General features: G+C 62.5%; 15 protein-coding genes and 1 pseudogene. 14 read left to right on the top strand and 2 right to left on the bottom strand.

Annotated features, from left to right (window positions below; translation table 11 throughout):
* Positions 1-23 precede the first annotated feature (23 nt).
* Complete coding sequence (locus V7787_RS34230; protein ID WP_064493486.1) at positions 24-437, bottom strand: VOC family protein; 414 nt, start codon at positions 435-437, stop codon at positions 24-26.
* 101 nt (positions 438-538) lie between these two features.
* On the opposite strand from V7787_RS34230, the gene V7787_RS34225 reads away from it, so the two are divergent.
* From V7787_RS34225 to V7787_RS34185, 9 genes and pseudogenes are all read left to right on the top strand, one after another.
* The gene (locus V7787_RS34225; RefSeq protein WP_064493485.1) at positions 539-1,411 is read left to right on the top strand and encodes a LysR family transcriptional regulator; all 873 of its coding nucleotides are present in this window, start codon (positions 539-541) and stop codon (positions 1,409-1,411) included.
* Between the two features lie 31 nt (positions 1,412-1,442).
* Entirely contained in the window at positions 1,443-2,726 is a 1,284-nt protein-coding gene (locus V7787_RS34220; RefSeq protein WP_064493484.1) for a DUF2254 domain-containing protein, read from the top strand.
* 128 nt (positions 2,727-2,854) lie between these two features.
* On the top strand, positions 2,855-3,244 hold the full coding sequence (locus V7787_RS34215; protein ID WP_064493483.1) for a DUF2946 family protein: 390 nt from the start codon (positions 2,855-2,857) through the stop codon (positions 3,242-3,244).
* Positions 3,245-3,315: 71 nt separating this feature from the next.
* Positions 3,316-5,469 (top strand): TonB-dependent receptor, encoded by a 2,154-nt coding sequence (locus V7787_RS34210; RefSeq protein WP_336091781.1) that lies wholly within the window; start codon positions 3,316-3,318, stop codon positions 5,467-5,469.
* Between the two features lie 5 nt (positions 5,470-5,474).
* Positions 5,475-6,950 carry a PepSY domain-containing protein gene (locus tag V7787_RS34205; RefSeq protein WP_064493497.1) on the top strand — a complete coding sequence of 492 codons (1,476 nt, stop codon included), beginning with the start codon at positions 5,475-5,477 and terminating at the stop codon, positions 6,948-6,950.
* Positions 6,951-7,256: 306 nt separating this feature from the next.
* Positions 7,257-7,547 carry a c-type cytochrome gene (locus tag V7787_RS34200; RefSeq protein WP_010954210.1) on the top strand — a complete coding sequence of 97 codons (291 nt, stop codon included), beginning with the start codon at positions 7,257-7,259 and terminating at the stop codon, positions 7,545-7,547.
* Between the two features lie 347 nt (positions 7,548-7,894).
* Positions 7,895-8,179: pseudogene (locus V7787_RS34195) on the top strand (cytochrome d ubiquinol oxidase subunit II); the annotation flags it as partial.
* Between the two features lie 142 nt (positions 8,180-8,321).
* Entirely contained in the window at positions 8,322-8,729 is a 408-nt protein-coding gene (locus V7787_RS34190; protein ID WP_064493480.1) for a DUF2946 family protein, read from the top strand.
* Between the two features lie 78 nt (positions 8,730-8,807).
* Complete coding sequence (locus V7787_RS34185; RefSeq protein WP_064493479.1) at positions 8,808-10,859, top strand: TonB-dependent receptor; 2,052 nt, start codon at positions 8,808-8,810, stop codon at positions 10,857-10,859.
* 47 nt (positions 10,860-10,906) lie between these two features.
* Here V7787_RS34185 and nikR read toward each other — a convergent pair whose 3' ends face one another.
* Positions 10,907-11,323 (bottom strand): nickel-responsive transcriptional regulator NikR, encoded by a 417-nt coding sequence (gene nikR, locus V7787_RS34180; protein WP_010954217.1) that lies wholly within the window; start codon positions 11,321-11,323, stop codon positions 10,907-10,909.
* A gap of 87 nt (positions 11,324-11,410) precedes the next feature.
* Between nikR and nikA the strand changes: the two genes are divergently transcribed.
* The 5 genes from nikA to nikE are packed head-to-tail and all read left to right on the top strand — an operon-like array spanning position 11,411 to position 16,359.
* Positions 11,411-12,985, top strand: coding sequence for a nickel ABC transporter substrate-binding protein (gene nikA / locus V7787_RS34175; protein ID WP_064493478.1), 1,575 nt, complete (start codon positions 11,411-11,413; stop codon positions 12,983-12,985).
* A gap of 1 nt (position 12,986) precedes the next feature.
* Entirely contained in the window at positions 12,987-13,928 is a 942-nt protein-coding gene (gene nikB, locus V7787_RS34170) for a nickel ABC transporter permease subunit NikB (protein WP_064493477.1), read from the top strand.
* Positions 13,925-14,770: a nickel ABC transporter permease subunit NikC gene (gene nikC, locus V7787_RS34165; protein ID WP_010954220.1), complete on the top strand. Its 846-nt coding sequence runs from the start codon at positions 13,925-13,927 to the stop codon at positions 14,768-14,770. Before nikB ends, nikC begins: the two co-directional genes overlap by 4 nt.
* Complete coding sequence (gene nikD, locus V7787_RS34160; protein WP_064493476.1) at positions 14,771-15,541, top strand: nickel import ATP-binding protein NikD; 771 nt, start codon at positions 14,771-14,773, stop codon at positions 15,539-15,541.
* Positions 15,538-16,359 carry a nickel import ATP-binding protein NikE gene (gene nikE / locus V7787_RS34155; protein ID WP_064493475.1) on the top strand — a complete coding sequence of 274 codons (822 nt, stop codon included), beginning with the start codon at positions 15,538-15,540 and terminating at the stop codon, positions 16,357-16,359. The genes nikD and nikE overlap by 4 nt, the downstream gene beginning before the upstream one ends.
* The last annotated feature ends 69 nt before the right edge of the window (positions 16,360-16,428 follow it).

The following is a 16,428-nucleotide window of genomic DNA, read 5'->3' as shown; positions in this document are numbered from 1 at the left end:
CGCGTCCCGGACGTTTTTGCCAATCAGGTGGCAAATACACCTTCAAAGTCCTTGAACCCTTTGATCTCGATCGGGTTGCCACTGGGGTCCAGGAAAAACATCGTTCGCTGCTCCCCAGGTTGGCCCGGGAATCGTACAACCGGCGGTATGTCGAACTGCACACCATGAAGCGCCAGGCGGTCTGCCATCGCGAACCAGTCATCCAGATGCAGCACCAAGCCGATATGCGGCATCAACACTTCATGGTCGCCGACTTTACCGGTACGGGTAGTTGGAAAAGGAACACCTTTGTGAAGTGAAATCTGGTGACCGAAGAAATCGTAATCCAAATAAGTGTCACTCGTGCGGCCTTCTTTGCAGCCGAGAATATTACCGTAGAAGTTACGAGATGCTTCGAGATCTGTAACATGGTATGAAACATGAAATAACGATTTCATAACTACCCTCTTTGGTTTCTGATATAACTTTCGGGGAGGTTAGCGTAGCCTCGCGCAAGTGCTAAAGCGCATTTTTCCATCTCTCAGCGAAAGGAAATGTTTTGGACACTCGATTTCTCGAAAGCCTGATGGCGGTGATAGAGACCGGCTCGATTGCAGCGGCGGCTCGACGGGAAAACCTGACAGCACCTGCAGTCAGCCAGCGTATACAAGCCCTCGAGAAATCGCTGGCGTGCGAACTCCTGAACCGAAGCGCACATGCTGTCGAACCTACCGAGAAATGCCTGTCGTTGCTGCCGAAGATTCGAGATCTGATCCAGGGGGCAGCAGAGCTGAAAGAGGATCTGGACACCAGTAGCCTGTCGGGGTATCTCAAGATCGGTGCGATCTCTACAGCGTTGACAGGCATATTGCCAGAGGCCATGAATCAGCTATCAAGCATTGCCCCGCAACTAAGGCTACGCATCACGCCAGGGGACTCGCGCAGTCTTTACGAACAAGTAGCCTGCGGAGAGCTCGATGCGGGAGTCATGGTATGTCCGCCCTTCAGCGTCCCCAAAAGCATTCGTATACAGGTTCTTCGAGAAGAACCCCTGATGCTTTTGACCAAAGACCCCGTTGACAAGCGCGACATCCGCTCGACGATTCTTGGTCGAAACCTGATTCGATATGACTCACATGCCTGGGGTGGGCAGATTGCCCAGCAGTACTTGAATGACAATGACCTGCAGCCCGATGTCCTCTGTAATCTGGATGCGCTGGATGCTATCTACATCATGGTCGCCAAAGGCATGGGGGTGTCTGTTGTCCCACTCTGGGCGGGATTGAAGACTGACGACGTACAGGCAACGCCAGTGTCGGACGCTGACAGCTACATGCGCCAGGTAGTCCTGCTTCACAAGGCCAACCCCAGAAGGCCCAAGGCGGTGGAGGTATTGAAGGTACAGCTTATGAATAACTGCAGCTCCCCATAAGGGCCTACACTCTCGGCAACAGGAGGTGTTCATGATAGCTCGCTGGCGTTGGTTGGCTACGCGAATTGCCAAGCGTCTCTGGTTCAGAGCAACGCTTTTCTCCCTGTTGGGGGTGGTTACCGCGCTACTGGCCATGGTGTTCAAGGATGCAGTGCCGGTCAGCTTGCCTGCACGTATCGGTGCAGATGCCGTTGACAAGATATTGGGCATCATCGCCTCGAGCATGCTTGCCGTCACGACGTTTTCGCTCAGTACAATGGTCTCGGCCTACAGTGCCGCCAGCAGTGGCGTAACCCCGCGCGCCACTTCGTTGGTCATGGAGGACGCCACGACCCAGAACGCTCTGGCGACCTTCATCGGGTCCTTTCTCTTCAGCCTCGTCGGCATCATTGCACTGAGCACCGGAGCCTACGGTACACAAGGTCGTGTAGTGCTTTTCACCGTGACGATTGCAGTGGTGGTCCTGATCATCTACACCTTGCTGCGCTGGATTGATCACCTCTCCAAACTAGGGCGCGTAGGCGAGACGATCGACCGTGTCGAAAAAGCTGTGATCAAAGCCATCGAGCAGCGTGTTGAACACCCGTTTCTGGGCGCTGCAGCCTACCCGCCTGACCTCAAGTTTCCTGGGGTAACCCATGAAGTGAAAAGCCGCCAGACCGGCTATGTCCAGCACATCGATGTCCTCACGTTGAGCAAGATTGCAACGCGCACCGAGATTCGAATTTTCCTCGAAGTCCTGCCTGGCACCTTTGTACATGAGGGTATGGTGGTGGCACGGGCCTTGGCCGTGGATGGCGAGCCGCTCGATGACAATGGCGCGCTGGACATCGAGATGCTCGCTGCCGTGACCATCGGCCTCAGGAGAACGTTCGAGCATGACCCGCGCTTCGGGCTTTCGGTGTTGTCAGAGATCGCCTCGCGAGCGCTTTCTCCAGCAGTAAATGATCCCGGTACAGCCATCGACATCATTGGCCGCGGCATTCGCTGCCTGACGTGTTGGGGGAAACTGCATCCCGTGGCGCAGAGCACGGATAACAAATGCCCGCAGGTCTATGTTCGTGCACTGCTGGCGGATGACCTGTTTGACGATTTTTTTGCGCCGATCAGCCGGGACGGCGCGGCTTTGCAAGAGGTCAATCTGCGTTTGATCAAAGCCCTGGTCAGCCTGGCGCGCATCAATCCCCGCGCATTTCAACCCGCCTGCAGCCGGCATGCCACGCGCTTGCTTGCACACGCGGGCAGTGGGCTTGTACTTCAACAGGACAAGGACGAACTCCGCGCGCTTGCTGCCGAACTCATCGGTGTTCAATAGGTCTCGTGCGCCTGTACCCGATTGAATATTCGTGCTTGAAAAATCACACTATTCAGATGCATCAGAAGATGTAGAATCCCTCGCCAACCTCCCAACCTGATCATTCAGTTTTCGCGCCGAGTTCTGCCATGAAGCTGGCCCACCACACACGATCACATGTCGCCTGGGTGCTGTATTTCAGCGTCCTGTTCGGCTCGTTGCTGTGCGCCATGGGCCATGGTCAAATGGCCGGGTTGCACCTGGCTGGCATGGATGATGCCGCCTGGTGCACGGCCGACAGCAGCGGCATGGTCCAAGGTGAGCAAGACTTCAGCGATCCGACCCTGCCTGCCGGCGGTGACTGTGTGATCGCCAGCCTGTTCAGCGCCACACTGCTGGCCGTATTTTTCGGCCTGCTGACCCTGCTCGCCGGCGAGCCGGGCAGCCCCTTACCCAACCAACCTCCGCCACGCCTGCCCAAGCATCGTTGGCCACTGGTCAATCCCCGCGCCTCTCCTGCTTCGCTTCTCGCGTTCTGACATCGCCACGTCCCCGTGCCGCCTGATCGGCAGCGGGCGTGTGCTCACCGATTTCAGCCAGGAAGCCTTGCATGTTCCGCATGACCACTTTGGCGCTGCTCGTTGGCAGCGCAACCTGTGCCTGGGCGCAGGATGACACCCTGACCCTGCCGGCCAGCAATGTCACGGCCACAGCCAATCAACCCAAGGAGGCAACCAGCCTTGACCTTGATCGCCCCATCGAAAGCGGCTCGCGGCTGAACCTCAGCGCCAGGGAGAACCCCGCTTCCATCAGCGTTGCCGACCGCAAGACCATGGAGCGCATCGGCGCACGTAACTTCCAGGACGCCGCCAATGCACTGCCCGGGGTTAACGCCTCGGCTCCGCCCGGCTGGGGGGGATATGTGTCGTACCGAGGGTTCAACGGTGCCCAGATCAGTCAGTTGTTCAATGGCATCAACTTGCAGTATGGCGGCGCGGCGCGCCCGGTGGGCGCCTGGATCTACGACCGCGTCGAATTGCTCGGCGGGCCATCCTCCTTCCTCAACGGCAGCGGCGCTGTCGGTGGCAGCCTCAATTTCATCACCCGGCTGGCAAGCCGTGACGAAGACACCTTCGAAGGGCGCGTCAGTTATGCACGCTACGACACCATGGAAACGTCGGTCGCCTTCAACAAGGCGCTGAACACGGGCGACGGCCCGCGCCACTATGCCCGCCTCGACTACAGCCGCACCAGCACCAACGGCTATATCGATCGGCAGGAGAATGGGGCCGGCAACCTGGCCTTCTCGCTGCTTAGCGACATCAACGATCAGCTCTCGCACACGCTGGCCATCGAATACCTGGAAGAGCAAGAGGACAGCCCCTACTGGGGCACACCGGTATTGCAGCCATTGGTCGGTACCTTGCACATCGACAAGCACAACCGTTTCAACAACTACAATGTCGAAGACGGTCGCTACGAGCAGCGCACCCGGTGGCTGCGCTCGATCACCGACTATCGCTTCGATGACAACACCCAACTGCGTAACACCTTCTACCACTACAACGGCCAGCGCGATTACCGCAATCTCGAGGTGTATCGCTACAACGCCGACAACAGCGTCATCGCTCGCTCGGGCGGCTATCGCCAGCGGCACGACCAGGAGGTCAACGGCGACAGGCTCGAGCTGACCCATCAGGGCCAGTTGTTCGGCCTTGCCAGCGACTGGGCGTTCGGCATGGACTACAGCACCAACCAGCAAACCAACTACCCGCTGTCCAAGGGGGCGTTCGACACGGTTGACCCGAACGGCTTCGAACCCGGGCACTTCCTCGATATCCCCGGTATGGACGCGCCCATGACCAAGGGCAGAACCACCACCACCGACACCACCTCGGCCTTCGTCGAGAACCGTACCCGCCTGACCGATCAACTGTCGTTGATAACCGCGTTGCGCTACGACCATATCGACTTCGACGTGGTCGACCATGTGGCGCGAGCCAGGCTGGACCGACGCTGGGACGCCATCACCGGTCGCCTGGGGCTGGTCTATGACCTGACCTCCAACGTCAGCCTGTACACCCAATACAGCACCTCGGCCGAACCACCAGGCGGTACCCTGACCAGCGCCTCGATCAGCCAGGTCGGCGACTTCGACCTGAGCACCGGCCGTCAGGTCGAGGTAGGCAGCAAGTTCGACTTCCTCGACGGCCGCGGCTCGGCCACGGCAGCGGCGTATCGCATCGTGCGCAAGGATATCTCCGTGCCCTCCTCGACCGTGCCCAACACCACCGAGCAGGCGGGCCAGCAGACCTCCACTGGCATCGAGCTGGCAGCCTCGTTCAAGGTCACGCCCAAGCTGCTGGCGGCGGGCAACTTCAGTTGGGTAAATGCCGAATACGATGAATTCAACGAGACCATCGGCGGCGTGGTGTACTCGCGCAAGGGCAAGAACCCGGTCAACATCCCCGACCGCGTGGCCAACCTCTGGTTGACCTACGTCCTGGCGCCCGGCTGGCAGGTCGGGGCCGATGCCCGCTATGTCTCATCGGTGTACGCCAACACTGCCAACACCGCATGGGTACCGTCGTACACCGTCTACGGGCTGTCCATGACCCACGACCTGGACAAGCACGTGCAAGTCAGCGCGCGCCTGCGGAACCTCACCGACGAGGTGTATGCCCGCTTCATCCACCAGACCAACACCCAGTACTACCTGGGTGAACCGCGCAGCCTGGAAGTCGCTGTGCAGTGGCGCTACTGATGAGCGTGAAGCGCCAGCTGTACCTGTGGCACCGCTGGCTGGGCATCGTCGCCTGCCTGTTCATGGCGCTGTGGTTCGTCTCCGGGGTTGTCATGCTGTACGTCGGCTACCCCAAGCTGACTCCGGCCGAGCGCCTGGCCCACCTGCCGGCTTTGCCGGCGGGGTGCTGCGCCGAGTTGCCCGAGCATTGGGCGCAACAGCCGCTGAAGGCGCTGCGCCTGACCAGCCTGGGCGGGCGCGCGCACTACCTGCTGGAACTGGCCGACGGTCGCCGCGTCATCCTCGATGCCGCCAGCGGCGAACCTCTGGCTCGGGCCGACGCAGCCTGGGCCCTGGCCAATGCCCGGCAGTATGCCGGTGAGGCCGGGCTGGCTTACCTGGGCACCGTGGACGAGGACATGTGGACCCACTCCAGGGCATTGGATGGCGACCGCCCCTTGCATCACGTGCAGGTAGACGATACAGCCGGCACCTGGCTGTACCTGTCCAGCCGCACCGGCGAAGTGGTGCGTGACGCCACCGCCCAGGAGCGTGCCTGGAACTGGGTCGGTGCATGGCTGCATTGGCTCTATCCGCTACGGGGCGGGTTCGGCTTCGACAACGGCTGGCGTACCCTGGTGATCGGCCTGTCCCTGGGCGCAACGGTCATGGCGCTCCTGGGCATGACCGTTGGCATACTGCGCCTGCGGCTGCGCAAGCGCTATCGCAGCGGCTCGTGCAGCCCCTACCCTGGCGGCTGGCTGCGCTGGCACCACATCGGCGGGCTACTGTTCGGCACGGTGCTGGTGCTGTGGGTATTCAGCGGACTCATGTCGATGCGCCCCTGGGGTGTGACCGACAGTCGTTCGCAGTTGGTCCCCCAGGCGCTACGTCAGGGGCCTCTACGGGCGATGGATATCGGCCAGACGGTTGCCCAGGCCATGGCCAGCCTGAGCCGGGAGCCTGGGTTCAACCCTGTCGAAATCCAGTGGCAACGCCTGGGCGGCGACACCTTCCTGGTTGCCCGCAATGCCGCCGGCGATAGCCGGATTCTGGAAGCCGGCGCACCGCCGGCGCGGGCCTTGTCCGAACGACGCTTGCTGACAGCGGCCCGTGCGATGGCGGCAGGCATCGTGGTACAGGCCAACTGGCAAGGGCACTACGACGCCTACTATTTCACCCGTGACGCCCAGAGCATGTACGGCTTTCAGAGCCGCCCACTGCCGGTACTGCGCCTGCGCTTCGACGACCCCGCCAGCACGTTGGTCTACCTCGACCCGGCCAGCGCAGAAGTGGTCGCCAGCCACGATGCCAGGCAACGCGCCGGTCGCTGGCTGTTCAACCTGTTGCACAGCTGGGATCTGCAGCCACTGCTGCAAAGGCCGGTGTTACGCGAAGGCCTGATCATCGCCTTGAGCATCGGCGGCCTGGTGGTTTCACTCAGCGGCGTCGTACTAGGCTGGCGAAGGCTACGCAGAATGACCACTCGAGTTCGCGGTTGAGCCTCCTTTCGTGTTTGGCAGCGGCCTGAGCGATTGCCGCTGATCACTGAAAAAACAAAAGCCGGGACGGTAATGCGCCCCGGCTTTTGTTTGACCCGATGAAAACCCTGCCAAGAGTAAAACACCGGATCAGCTTCAACGTAGCACGGCACCTGCAAGCCGCTACCCTGCGACAGTTCGCCGCACCCTGCCAGCCAGACCGGTAGATGAAGCCCTGACACCGCACATGCGTCAGAACGTCGCACCTGACAGGGATAACCACGCTCTTAGACTCTGCCTTCCAATAAAAAACCTGAGAGGTCGGTCATGAAGAAAACACTGGCAATGCTTGCTTGCCTGGCAACCGCCAGCCTGGCTCAAGCAGCCCAGGACCCGGAGGCGGTCTTCAACCGCGCTTGCCAGATGTGCCACAACGGGCAATTGCCAATGGCGCCGAAGAAAGGTGACCACGAGGCCTGGAAGCCACGGCTGGCCCAAGGCAACGATGTTCTGGTGAAGCACGTCACCGAAGGCTTCAACGCCATGCCGCCGCGCGGCCTGTGCATGGACTGCACCGCCGACGATTACAAGGCGGTAATCGACTACATGTCCAAGTGATTCGTGCGCCAGGGACGCGCCAGGTACTGTGCGCCCCTGGCAACCTAGTCGCACCTAACCATGATGGGCGGCGTTGCTAGACCCGCGACTCGCCATTTTCAATCACAGCGAACACCGGGCAAAGGACATGCATCGAGCAGCAGGACGTCGCCGCACACTCAGCTGGGGCCTCTACGCCTGCGTGCTGTTCGCAGTGCTGCATTGCGGCCTGGGGCATGGTCAGGCCGGCGGCTTGATGCTCAACGGTGCAGGTGGCACTTTTTGTGGCCACTTAGCGACTGCGGCCAGCGCGGTCAGTTTTGACAAAGGGCTCGGCGCCACCTTCGCTGGCGTATCCACCATCGATTGCCCGCTGGTTCAGCATGCACAACCTGCTCTGGTTCATGCCGGTGCCGATCCTGGTGCTGGTGACGTGCAACGGGCTGCTACGTGCCGTGGCACGCAACGCGCACTACACGCCGTTCTTGCTGACCCTGGCCCAGATTTTCCTGGGCTACAGCGGCCTTGGCATCAGCCTGTGGCCAAACATCATCCCGCCGTCGATCAGCATCTGGGAAGCCGCAGCGACGCCCCAGAGCCAAGGCTTCATGCTGGTAGGCACACTGTTCATCCTGCCCAGTTCGCTTGGCTGATCCGACTGTTCATGATGGCCGCCGGCATGCGCAGCCATTGAGCCCTCGCCGTGGTGCGCCTGCGACAAAAAGGCGCACCACGGAACTTGTACAGCCCGCAACGGATGCGGCTTAATGCGCGCCATATTCGCTCGGGTGACTCATGCTTTCACGTGCACGCGCACAACTTTGTCTGTTCGCCTGCCTCGCCGTGCTGTTCAACCTGCTGGCGATGCCGCTCGACCGTGCCTTGCAATCACCCCGCATCGACAGCCAATCGCTGATTCTCGGCAGCTTTTGCAGCCTGCACGGTGCGCAGAGCCTGCCCAAGTCACTGCTGGCCCAGCTCAATGCCGAGCTGCCGCAATTCGACGATCAGCCGGACATGAAACACCAGGCGGGCGACTGCTGCTGTGGTCACGCCGGGCATGCCTTGCTGACCAGCGACTATTATCGCCACCTGTTCCCCCGCTATTGGCCCGACGCACTGTTGCTCGGTAACAGCCACAGGCTGTTGCTGCCGCGCGAGCAGTGGCCAAAGCTCAACCCCCGCGCCTCTCCCCTGGCCTGACCCGTCGTTTCTTGCCCACAGCTGCCCCGTGACCTGCGGTGCGCAGCCTTGCCCGACTGTCTGACCAGGAAACCTTCCATGCCTGCGTTCCGTTGCACCGCACGCGCTGTCCTGCCCGTGCTCGCTGTGTTCAGCCTCAGCCCGCTGTCACTGGCCGTTGCCGAAACTTTGCCCACTGAAAACTCCACCCTCACCCTTGGCGCGGTCAACGTGACCAGTGCCGAAAGCGGCCCGCTGGCCACCAGCAGCGTGCTCAGTTCGGTGGACATCCTGGGGGGCGATATCCTCGAAAAGATGCCCGTGACCTACAGCTGGGAACTGTTCAGTCGCGCGCCAGGGGTGATGCTGACCGAGTTCAACCAGGGCACCACCTCGGGCAAACTGTCGTTTCGCGGCTTCAATGGCGAAGGCGAAGTGAACGCGGTCAAGTTGCTGATCGATGGCATCCCCAGCAACACCAACGACGGCAACATGCCCTTCATCGACTCGGTGTTCCCCATGGACATCGACAGCATCGAAGTGGTGCGCGGCACCAGCGACCCGCGCTATGGCCTGAACAACATCGCCGGCAACGTCAACATCAACACCCGCACCGGCGGCAACTACAACAAGGCGCGCCTGCGCTACGGCAGCTTCAACACCCGCGAGGTGCAACTGGCCAAGGGCATCGAGACCAGTAACTGGACACAGAACTACTTCTTCGCCCGCCAGCAGGTCGACGGCTACCGCGACCATGCCGACACCGAACGCTACAGCTTCGGCGGCAAATGGTTCTATACCCCTGACGATGGCAGCTATCGTCTTGGCCTGATCGCCCGCCACTACGAGTCCGAAGCCCAGGAGGCCGGTTACCTGACCGAGGATGACGCCCGCCATCATCCGCGCATGAGCAATGACTACAACGCCACGGACAAAGGCACGCGGCGAATGAACCAGGTCAGCGTGCACTTCGACACCGACCTGGCCGAGACCCTGTCCTGGTCGGCCAAGACCTACCTCAACACCTATGACGACCGTCGCTGGACGCAGTACTGGCGCACCAGTTCACAGCAGGAGCGCGACACCTACGAGGACCAGTACGGCGCCATCACCTCGCTGACCTGGCGGCCGCAGGTGGACTGGCTGCACGCCTTTGCGCTGGAAGGTGGCAGCGATATGCAGAAGCAACAGAACCGCAGCGAACGCTACCGCACCGTGGAGCGTGTACGCCAGGTGCAGACACGCGACCAGGACTTCGACTTCAACACGGTCGGTGCTTATGTACAGGCGGAGATCGAGCCGTTCGAATCGCTGAAGATCGTGCCGGCCTACCGGGTGGACAAGATCAGTGGCGACTTCACCAACAAGATGACCGGGCAGGACTACGACATCAACGACTACGGGCTGATCAAGCAGCCCAAGCTCAGCATTGTCTATTCGCCGTGGAAGTTCGCCAGCGTCTACGCCAACTGGGGCCGCACCTTCCAGGTCGGGACGGGCGCCGCAGCCTACAAGGTGCCGCCGCGCAACGAGGACCTGGACCCTTCGATCAACGAAGGCTGGGAAACCGGCGTCAAGTTCACCCCGGCCAGCTGGGTCGATGGCCGCGTGGCCTATTGGCGCCAGGACGCCTCTGGCGAAGTGAGCCGTCGCCTGAACGACCCCAGCGGCGAGTCGGACAACGTCGGCGAAACACGCCGCTGGGGCTATGACCTGCAGGTCAACCTGCACCCGGACGAACGCACCGAGGTGTGGATGTCCTACTCCTGGCAGTACTCCAAGATCCTTGAGCCCAGCAGCGCGTTACCAGGCAGCAAAGGCCAGGAAATCGATCACGTGCCACACCATCTGTGGAACACCGGCATCAGCTACCAGGCCACTCCCGCGCTGCAACTGACTGCCTGGGCGAACGGGCAGACCAACTACTACCTGGAGCGGGAGAACACCCAAGGTACGTATGGCGGCTACGTACTGATGAACCTCGGTGCAACGTACAAGGTCAGCGAAACCATGAGCGTGGACCTGCAGTTGAAGAACCTCACCAACCGCTACTACGAGTACGTGTGGTACGACCCGGACGGTGCGGATGCTTCCCTGCACTCCCCGGGTGACGGTCGTGCCCTGTATGCCGGGCTGACGTTGGACTTCTGAGTAACGGCCCTTGGGCCGATCGCGTCACGAACAAGTGACGCAACGCCTCAGCGCACCTTAGGCTGCCCCGGAGCCGGGATCACCTGCACCTGGCCATGTTCCACGCCGCGCTCAACCATCAATTGGCGAGACAACTCGCCAATTCGGCCGCTTTCGCCCTGCAGCACCGAAACCTCCAGGCAGTGGCCGGCATCCAGGTGCACATGCAAGGTTGATCGGGTCAGATCGTGGTGGGCGTGCAGGGTCTGGTTGAGCCGTCTGGGCAGTTCGCGGGTGCTGTGGTCGTACAGGTAACTGACCACGGCCACGCAAGCGGCATCGTCCGGCAAGGCTTCAGACTCGCGCATCCCCGCACGCAACAGGTCGCGGATGGCCTCCGAGCGGCCCTGGTAGCCTTGGGTCGCCACCCGCCGATCGATGACGTCGAGCAGCTCTTCATCCAGCGTGATGGTGATTCGTTGCATTCTGTAACTTCCGGTAAGATGATTTCACGTAGACATCATACCCACCACACTTTAGCCTACGGCCTCCGTGAAAGTGGGGGACGCAGTGTGAAGCAGCAGCCTGGTAAACGAAAGCCCACCCTGTGGGGCATCCTTCTTCTTGCTGCGTGCGCTGCTGCGCCAGCCAGCCGCGCCGCCGAGCAAGGGCCGCAGCTGGTGTACTCCTGGCCTGTGAATGCCGGGCCGCTCGACCCGCGTGGCTATTCCCCCAACCAGATGTACGCCCAGGCCATGGTCTATGAACCCCTGGTGCGCTATACCGCCGCGGGTACGCTGGAGCCATGGCTGGCTGAGGCCTGGCAGATTTCGGACGACGGCAAGACCTACACATTCACCCTTCGCGACGGCGTGCGCTTCAGCGATGGCACACCCTTCGATGCGCCCGCGGCCAAAGCCAACCTCGACGCCGTCCTGGCCAACACTCAGCGTCACCGCTGGATGGAACTGGTGACCACACTGGACCACGTTGAAGCGCCTGAGCGCCTGACCCTGCGCCTGATCCTCAAGCACCCTTACTACCCGACGCTGATGGAGCTGGCCCAGGTTCGCCCATTGCGCTTTGCCTCGCCTCAGGCCAAACCCGGCCAACCGGCTGGTACCGGCCCCTGGATACGCGCCGAATCACGCCTGGGCGAATACGACCGCTTCGTGCGCAACCCCCAGTACTGGGGGCCCAAGCCGGCCTACGGCGAGGTCATGGTCAAGGTCATTCCAGACCCCAACAGCCGCGCGCTGGCCCTGCAGGCCGGCGAGGTCGAACTGATCCAGGGCGCCGCCGGCGAGATCACGGCCGGCACGTTCGTGCGCCTGCGTGACCAGGGCTATGCCACCGCACTGTCGGCACCGCTGGCCACCCGCACCCTGGCGATGAACACCGGCCGTGGTGCTACCCGCGATCTGGCGGTACGCCAGGCGATCAACGAGGCGGTGGACAAGCAAGCCATCATCGACAAGATTCTCTACGGCCTTGAGCCCCGGGCAGATACCCTGTTCGCCAGCAACATGCCCTACGCCGATATCGGCCTCAAGCCCTACCCTTACGACCCGGCGCGCGCCGCCCGCGCACTTGATGCTGCCGGGTGGACGCTGGCCTCAGGCGCGTCTGTGCGCAGTAAAGGCGGCGAACCCTTGGCCATCGAGCTGGTATTCCTCGGCACAAGTGCCTTGCAGAAGAGCCTGGCCGAAGTGCTGCAGGGCGAGCTGGCGAAAATCGGCATCCACATCGACCTGCGTGCGGTTGAAGAAGGGGCTTTGGTCCGGCGCCAACGCGACGGCGACTTCGGCATGATCTTCGCCGACACCTGGGGCGCGCCCTACGACCCGCATTCGTTCGTCAGCTCCATGCGCTACGCCGGCCATGCCGACTACATGGCCCAACGTGGGCTGGCAATCAAGGACGAACTGGACAAGCGCATTGGCCAAGTGCTGGCCAGCACCGACGAACAGCAGCGTGCCGAGCAGTACCGCTTCATCCTCACCACCTTGCACGAACAAGCCGTCTACCTGCCCATCTCGCATCTCACGGCCATCAGCGTGCGCCGAGACTCGGTGGCCAAGGTCCAGTTCGGCAGCACCTTGTTCGATGTGCCGTTCGAAACCATGACGCCAAAACAGGGAGACTGACATGTTGCGCTACATCCTGTTGCGCCTGGCGCTGCTTGTGCCGGTCATGCTTGGCGCTTCGTTGCTGGTGTTCGTGCTGCTGCACCTGGGCAGCACAGACCCGGCGCTGGACTACCTTCGGCTTTCGCACATTCCACCGACCGACGCCGCCATTGCCGAAGTCCGCCATACCCTGGGGCTCGATCGCCCGCTGTATGCGCAATACCTGACCTGGCTGTGGAACGCCGTGCATCTGGACTTCGGCATCTCCTACATCACCGGCCGTCCCGTGCTCGATGACCTGCTCTACTACCTGCCCGCCACCCTGCAGCTCGGCGGCCTGGCGTTAGCCTGCACGCTGCTGCTGTCGATCCCCATGGGGCTGTTGGCGGCCCGCTGGCAAGGGCGCTGGCCCGACCACGCCGTGCGGGCAGTGACCTTCCTGGGGGTGTCCATGCCCAATTTCTGGCTGGCGTTTCTGCTGATCGCGCTTTTTTCCCTGTGGCTGGGCTGGCTGCCGCCGTTGGGGCGTGGGGGGGCCGGGCACCTGGTGATGCCGGTGCTGGCGATCGCCCTGATGTCGATGTCGATCAACGCCCGCCTGCTGCGTGCCAGCCTGCTGGATGCCGGCGGGCAGCGGCACGTTACCTATGCCCGTGCCCGCGGCCTGCCCGAACGGCACGTCTGGCGCGACCATATCCTGCGCAATGCCTGGCTGCCGCTGGTGACGGCCACCGGCATGCACATCGGCGAACTGATCGGCGGCGCACTGGTGATCGAGACGATCTTCGCCTGGCCCGGCGTTGGTCGTTTTGCGGTGTCGGCAGTGCTGAACCGCGACTTCCCGGTGATGCAGTGCTTCACCCTGCTACTGACCGGTATGCTGATGATCTGTAACCTGATAGTCGATGTGTGCTACGCCTGGCTTGATCCTCGCAGCCGGCTGGAAGGGGTGAACGCATGAGTGTGCACGCTGCCCTGCGTCAGCCATTGCTGCTGCGCCGCCCCAGCCTGATGATCGGCCTGGCCCTGGTCGGCCTGCTGGCGGTGCTGGCGCTGTTCGGCCACTGGATCGCCCCGCATGACCCCGACCTAGTCGACCTCGGCCAGCGCCTGCAGGCGCCAGACGCCCGTCACTGGCTGGGCACAGACCACCTCGGGCGCGACCTGCTTTCGCGGTTGATCGTCGGCACGCGCCTGTCCTTGGGCAGCGTGATGCTGACCCTGGCGCTGGTACTGGCGCTGGGGCTCGCGGTCGGCGGTGTGGCCGGGTTCGTCGGCGGGCGCACCGACCTGCTGCTGATGCGCCTGTGCGACATGTTCATGACCTTCCCCACGCTGGTACTGGCGTTTTTCTTCGTCACCTTGCTGGGCACTGGCCTGAGCAACGTGATCATCGCCATCGCCCTGTCCCACTGGGCCTGGTATGCGCGCATGGTGCGCGGCCTGGTGATTGCCCAGCGCGGCCGCGAATACGTATTGGCTTCACGCCTGGCCGGCGCTTCACGCTGGGCGCGGCTGCGCCAGCATGTGCTGCCCAATATCGCCGGCCCGTTGCTGGTGCTGGCAACCATGGACATCGGCCACATGATGCTGCACGTCTCCGGCCTGTCGTTCCTTGGCCTCGGGGTGGCGCCCCCTACCGCCGAATGGGGCGTGATGATCAACGACGCCAAGGAATTCATCTGGACGCAGCCACAACTGCTGCTGTTGCCAGGGCTGATGATCTTCTTCTCGGTGATGGCCTTCAACCTGCTGGGCGATGCGCTGCGCGACCGCCTGGACCCTGCACAGGAGCGCCATTGAATGAGTCCGTCGTTGCTTGAAATCCGTGGCCTTCGCATAGAAACCCAGGCCGGCGTGCTGGTGCATGAGGTTGACTTGCAGCTGCGCCGCGGCGAAGTCTGCACGTTGGTCGGTGCCAGCGGCTCGGGCAAATCCCTCAGCTGCCTTGGCTTGCTCGACCTGCTACCGCCTGGCCTTGCCCGCACCCAAGGACAACTGCTGCTCGACGGCCAGCCGCTGGCTGCAAGCAGTGTCCGAGGTCGCCTGGCCAGCCTGGTGCTGCAAAACCCGCGCAGCGCCTTCAACCCGGTGCGCAACATGGCCAGCCATGCCATCGAAACGCTCAGGCAGCGAGGCATCACCGGCGCGTCAGCACGGGCGCGGATGGCCCACTGCCTGGATGCTGTCGGCCTGGCAGACCCTGAGCGGGTGTTGCAATCGTTCGCTTTTCAGCTCAGCGGCGGCATGCTGCAAAGGATGATGATCGCCCTGGCGCTGATGGCCGAAACCCCATTCCTGCTGGCAGACGAACCCACCAGCGACCTCGATGCCCTGAGCCAGGCGCGTTTTCTCGACCTGCTGATGGAGCTGGTGCAGGTGCATGGGCTGGGGGTATTGCTGGTGACCCACGACATGGGTGTGGTAGCGCGCTGTGCAGACCAGGTCGCGGTGATGGAAGCCGGCCGCATTGTTGAATGCCAACCGGCCCATGAGCTGTTCCAGCGCCCCGCCAGTGCCACTGCCCGCACCCTCCTCCACGCCCACCAAGTCCTTTGCCGGAGCCAACCATGAGCCTGCTGCACGTCCACCACGTTGGCCACCGTTATCGTACAGGGGGGCTGCTGCGCAAGCGCGGTTGGCTGCAGGTACTCGACGGTATCGACCTGCAACTGCACGCTGGCGAATCCATCGGACTGCTCGGCAGCAGCGGCAGCGGCAAAAGCACGCTCGCACGGCTGCTGCTCGGGCTGGAAAAACCGGACCAGGGCCAGGTGAGCTTTGCCGGGCAGGATGTCAGCCAGCTCAAAGGTGAGCAGGCGCGCGCCTTTCAGCGCACGGTGCAACTGGTGTTCCAGGACGCCCCTGGCGCCTTCAACCCGCAGCGCAGCATCGGCTGGAGCATCGCCGAGCCGCTGCGCCATCTGACCGACATGGATGAAGCCGCCCGGCAGGCGCGCACCCTTGCACTGCTGGAGGAAATGGGCCTGCGCGCCGAGCATGCCCAACGCCTGCCGCAGCAGTTGAGTGGCGGCCAGTTGCAGCGTGCCAACATTGCCCGGGCGCTGGCCGCCTCGCCACAGCTGGTAGTGCTCGACGAAGCGTTGTCGAACCTGGACCGGCTGTTGCAGCTGCAGATCCTGCAGCAGCTGGAAGCGCTACGCCAGCGCAGCGGCACCGCTTTCGTGCTGATCAGCCATGACCTGAGCCTGGTGCAGTACTTCTGCCAGCGGGTTGCGCTGCTGCACGGCGGGCGCATCGTGGAGGAACGCCCCGTGACGCACGACCTGTGCTTTGCGCACCCCGTAGGCCGGCAGTTGCAGTCGGCGGTGTTGCCTGCACGCCCGCAGAAGAGGCCATCGCCGCAAGGCCTGCCAACAGTTGCACACTGACACCACCTGGCTTTCGGATTCTCGGAAAACAGTCTATGTTCGCGATACTGATCTGCGCGGACAGCCGTG

The organism is Pseudomonas sp. CGJS7 (assembly GCF_036961695.1).
The sequence above is the reverse complement of the archived record's forward strand: the minus strand, read 5'-3'. Positions and strand labels throughout refer to the sequence as shown.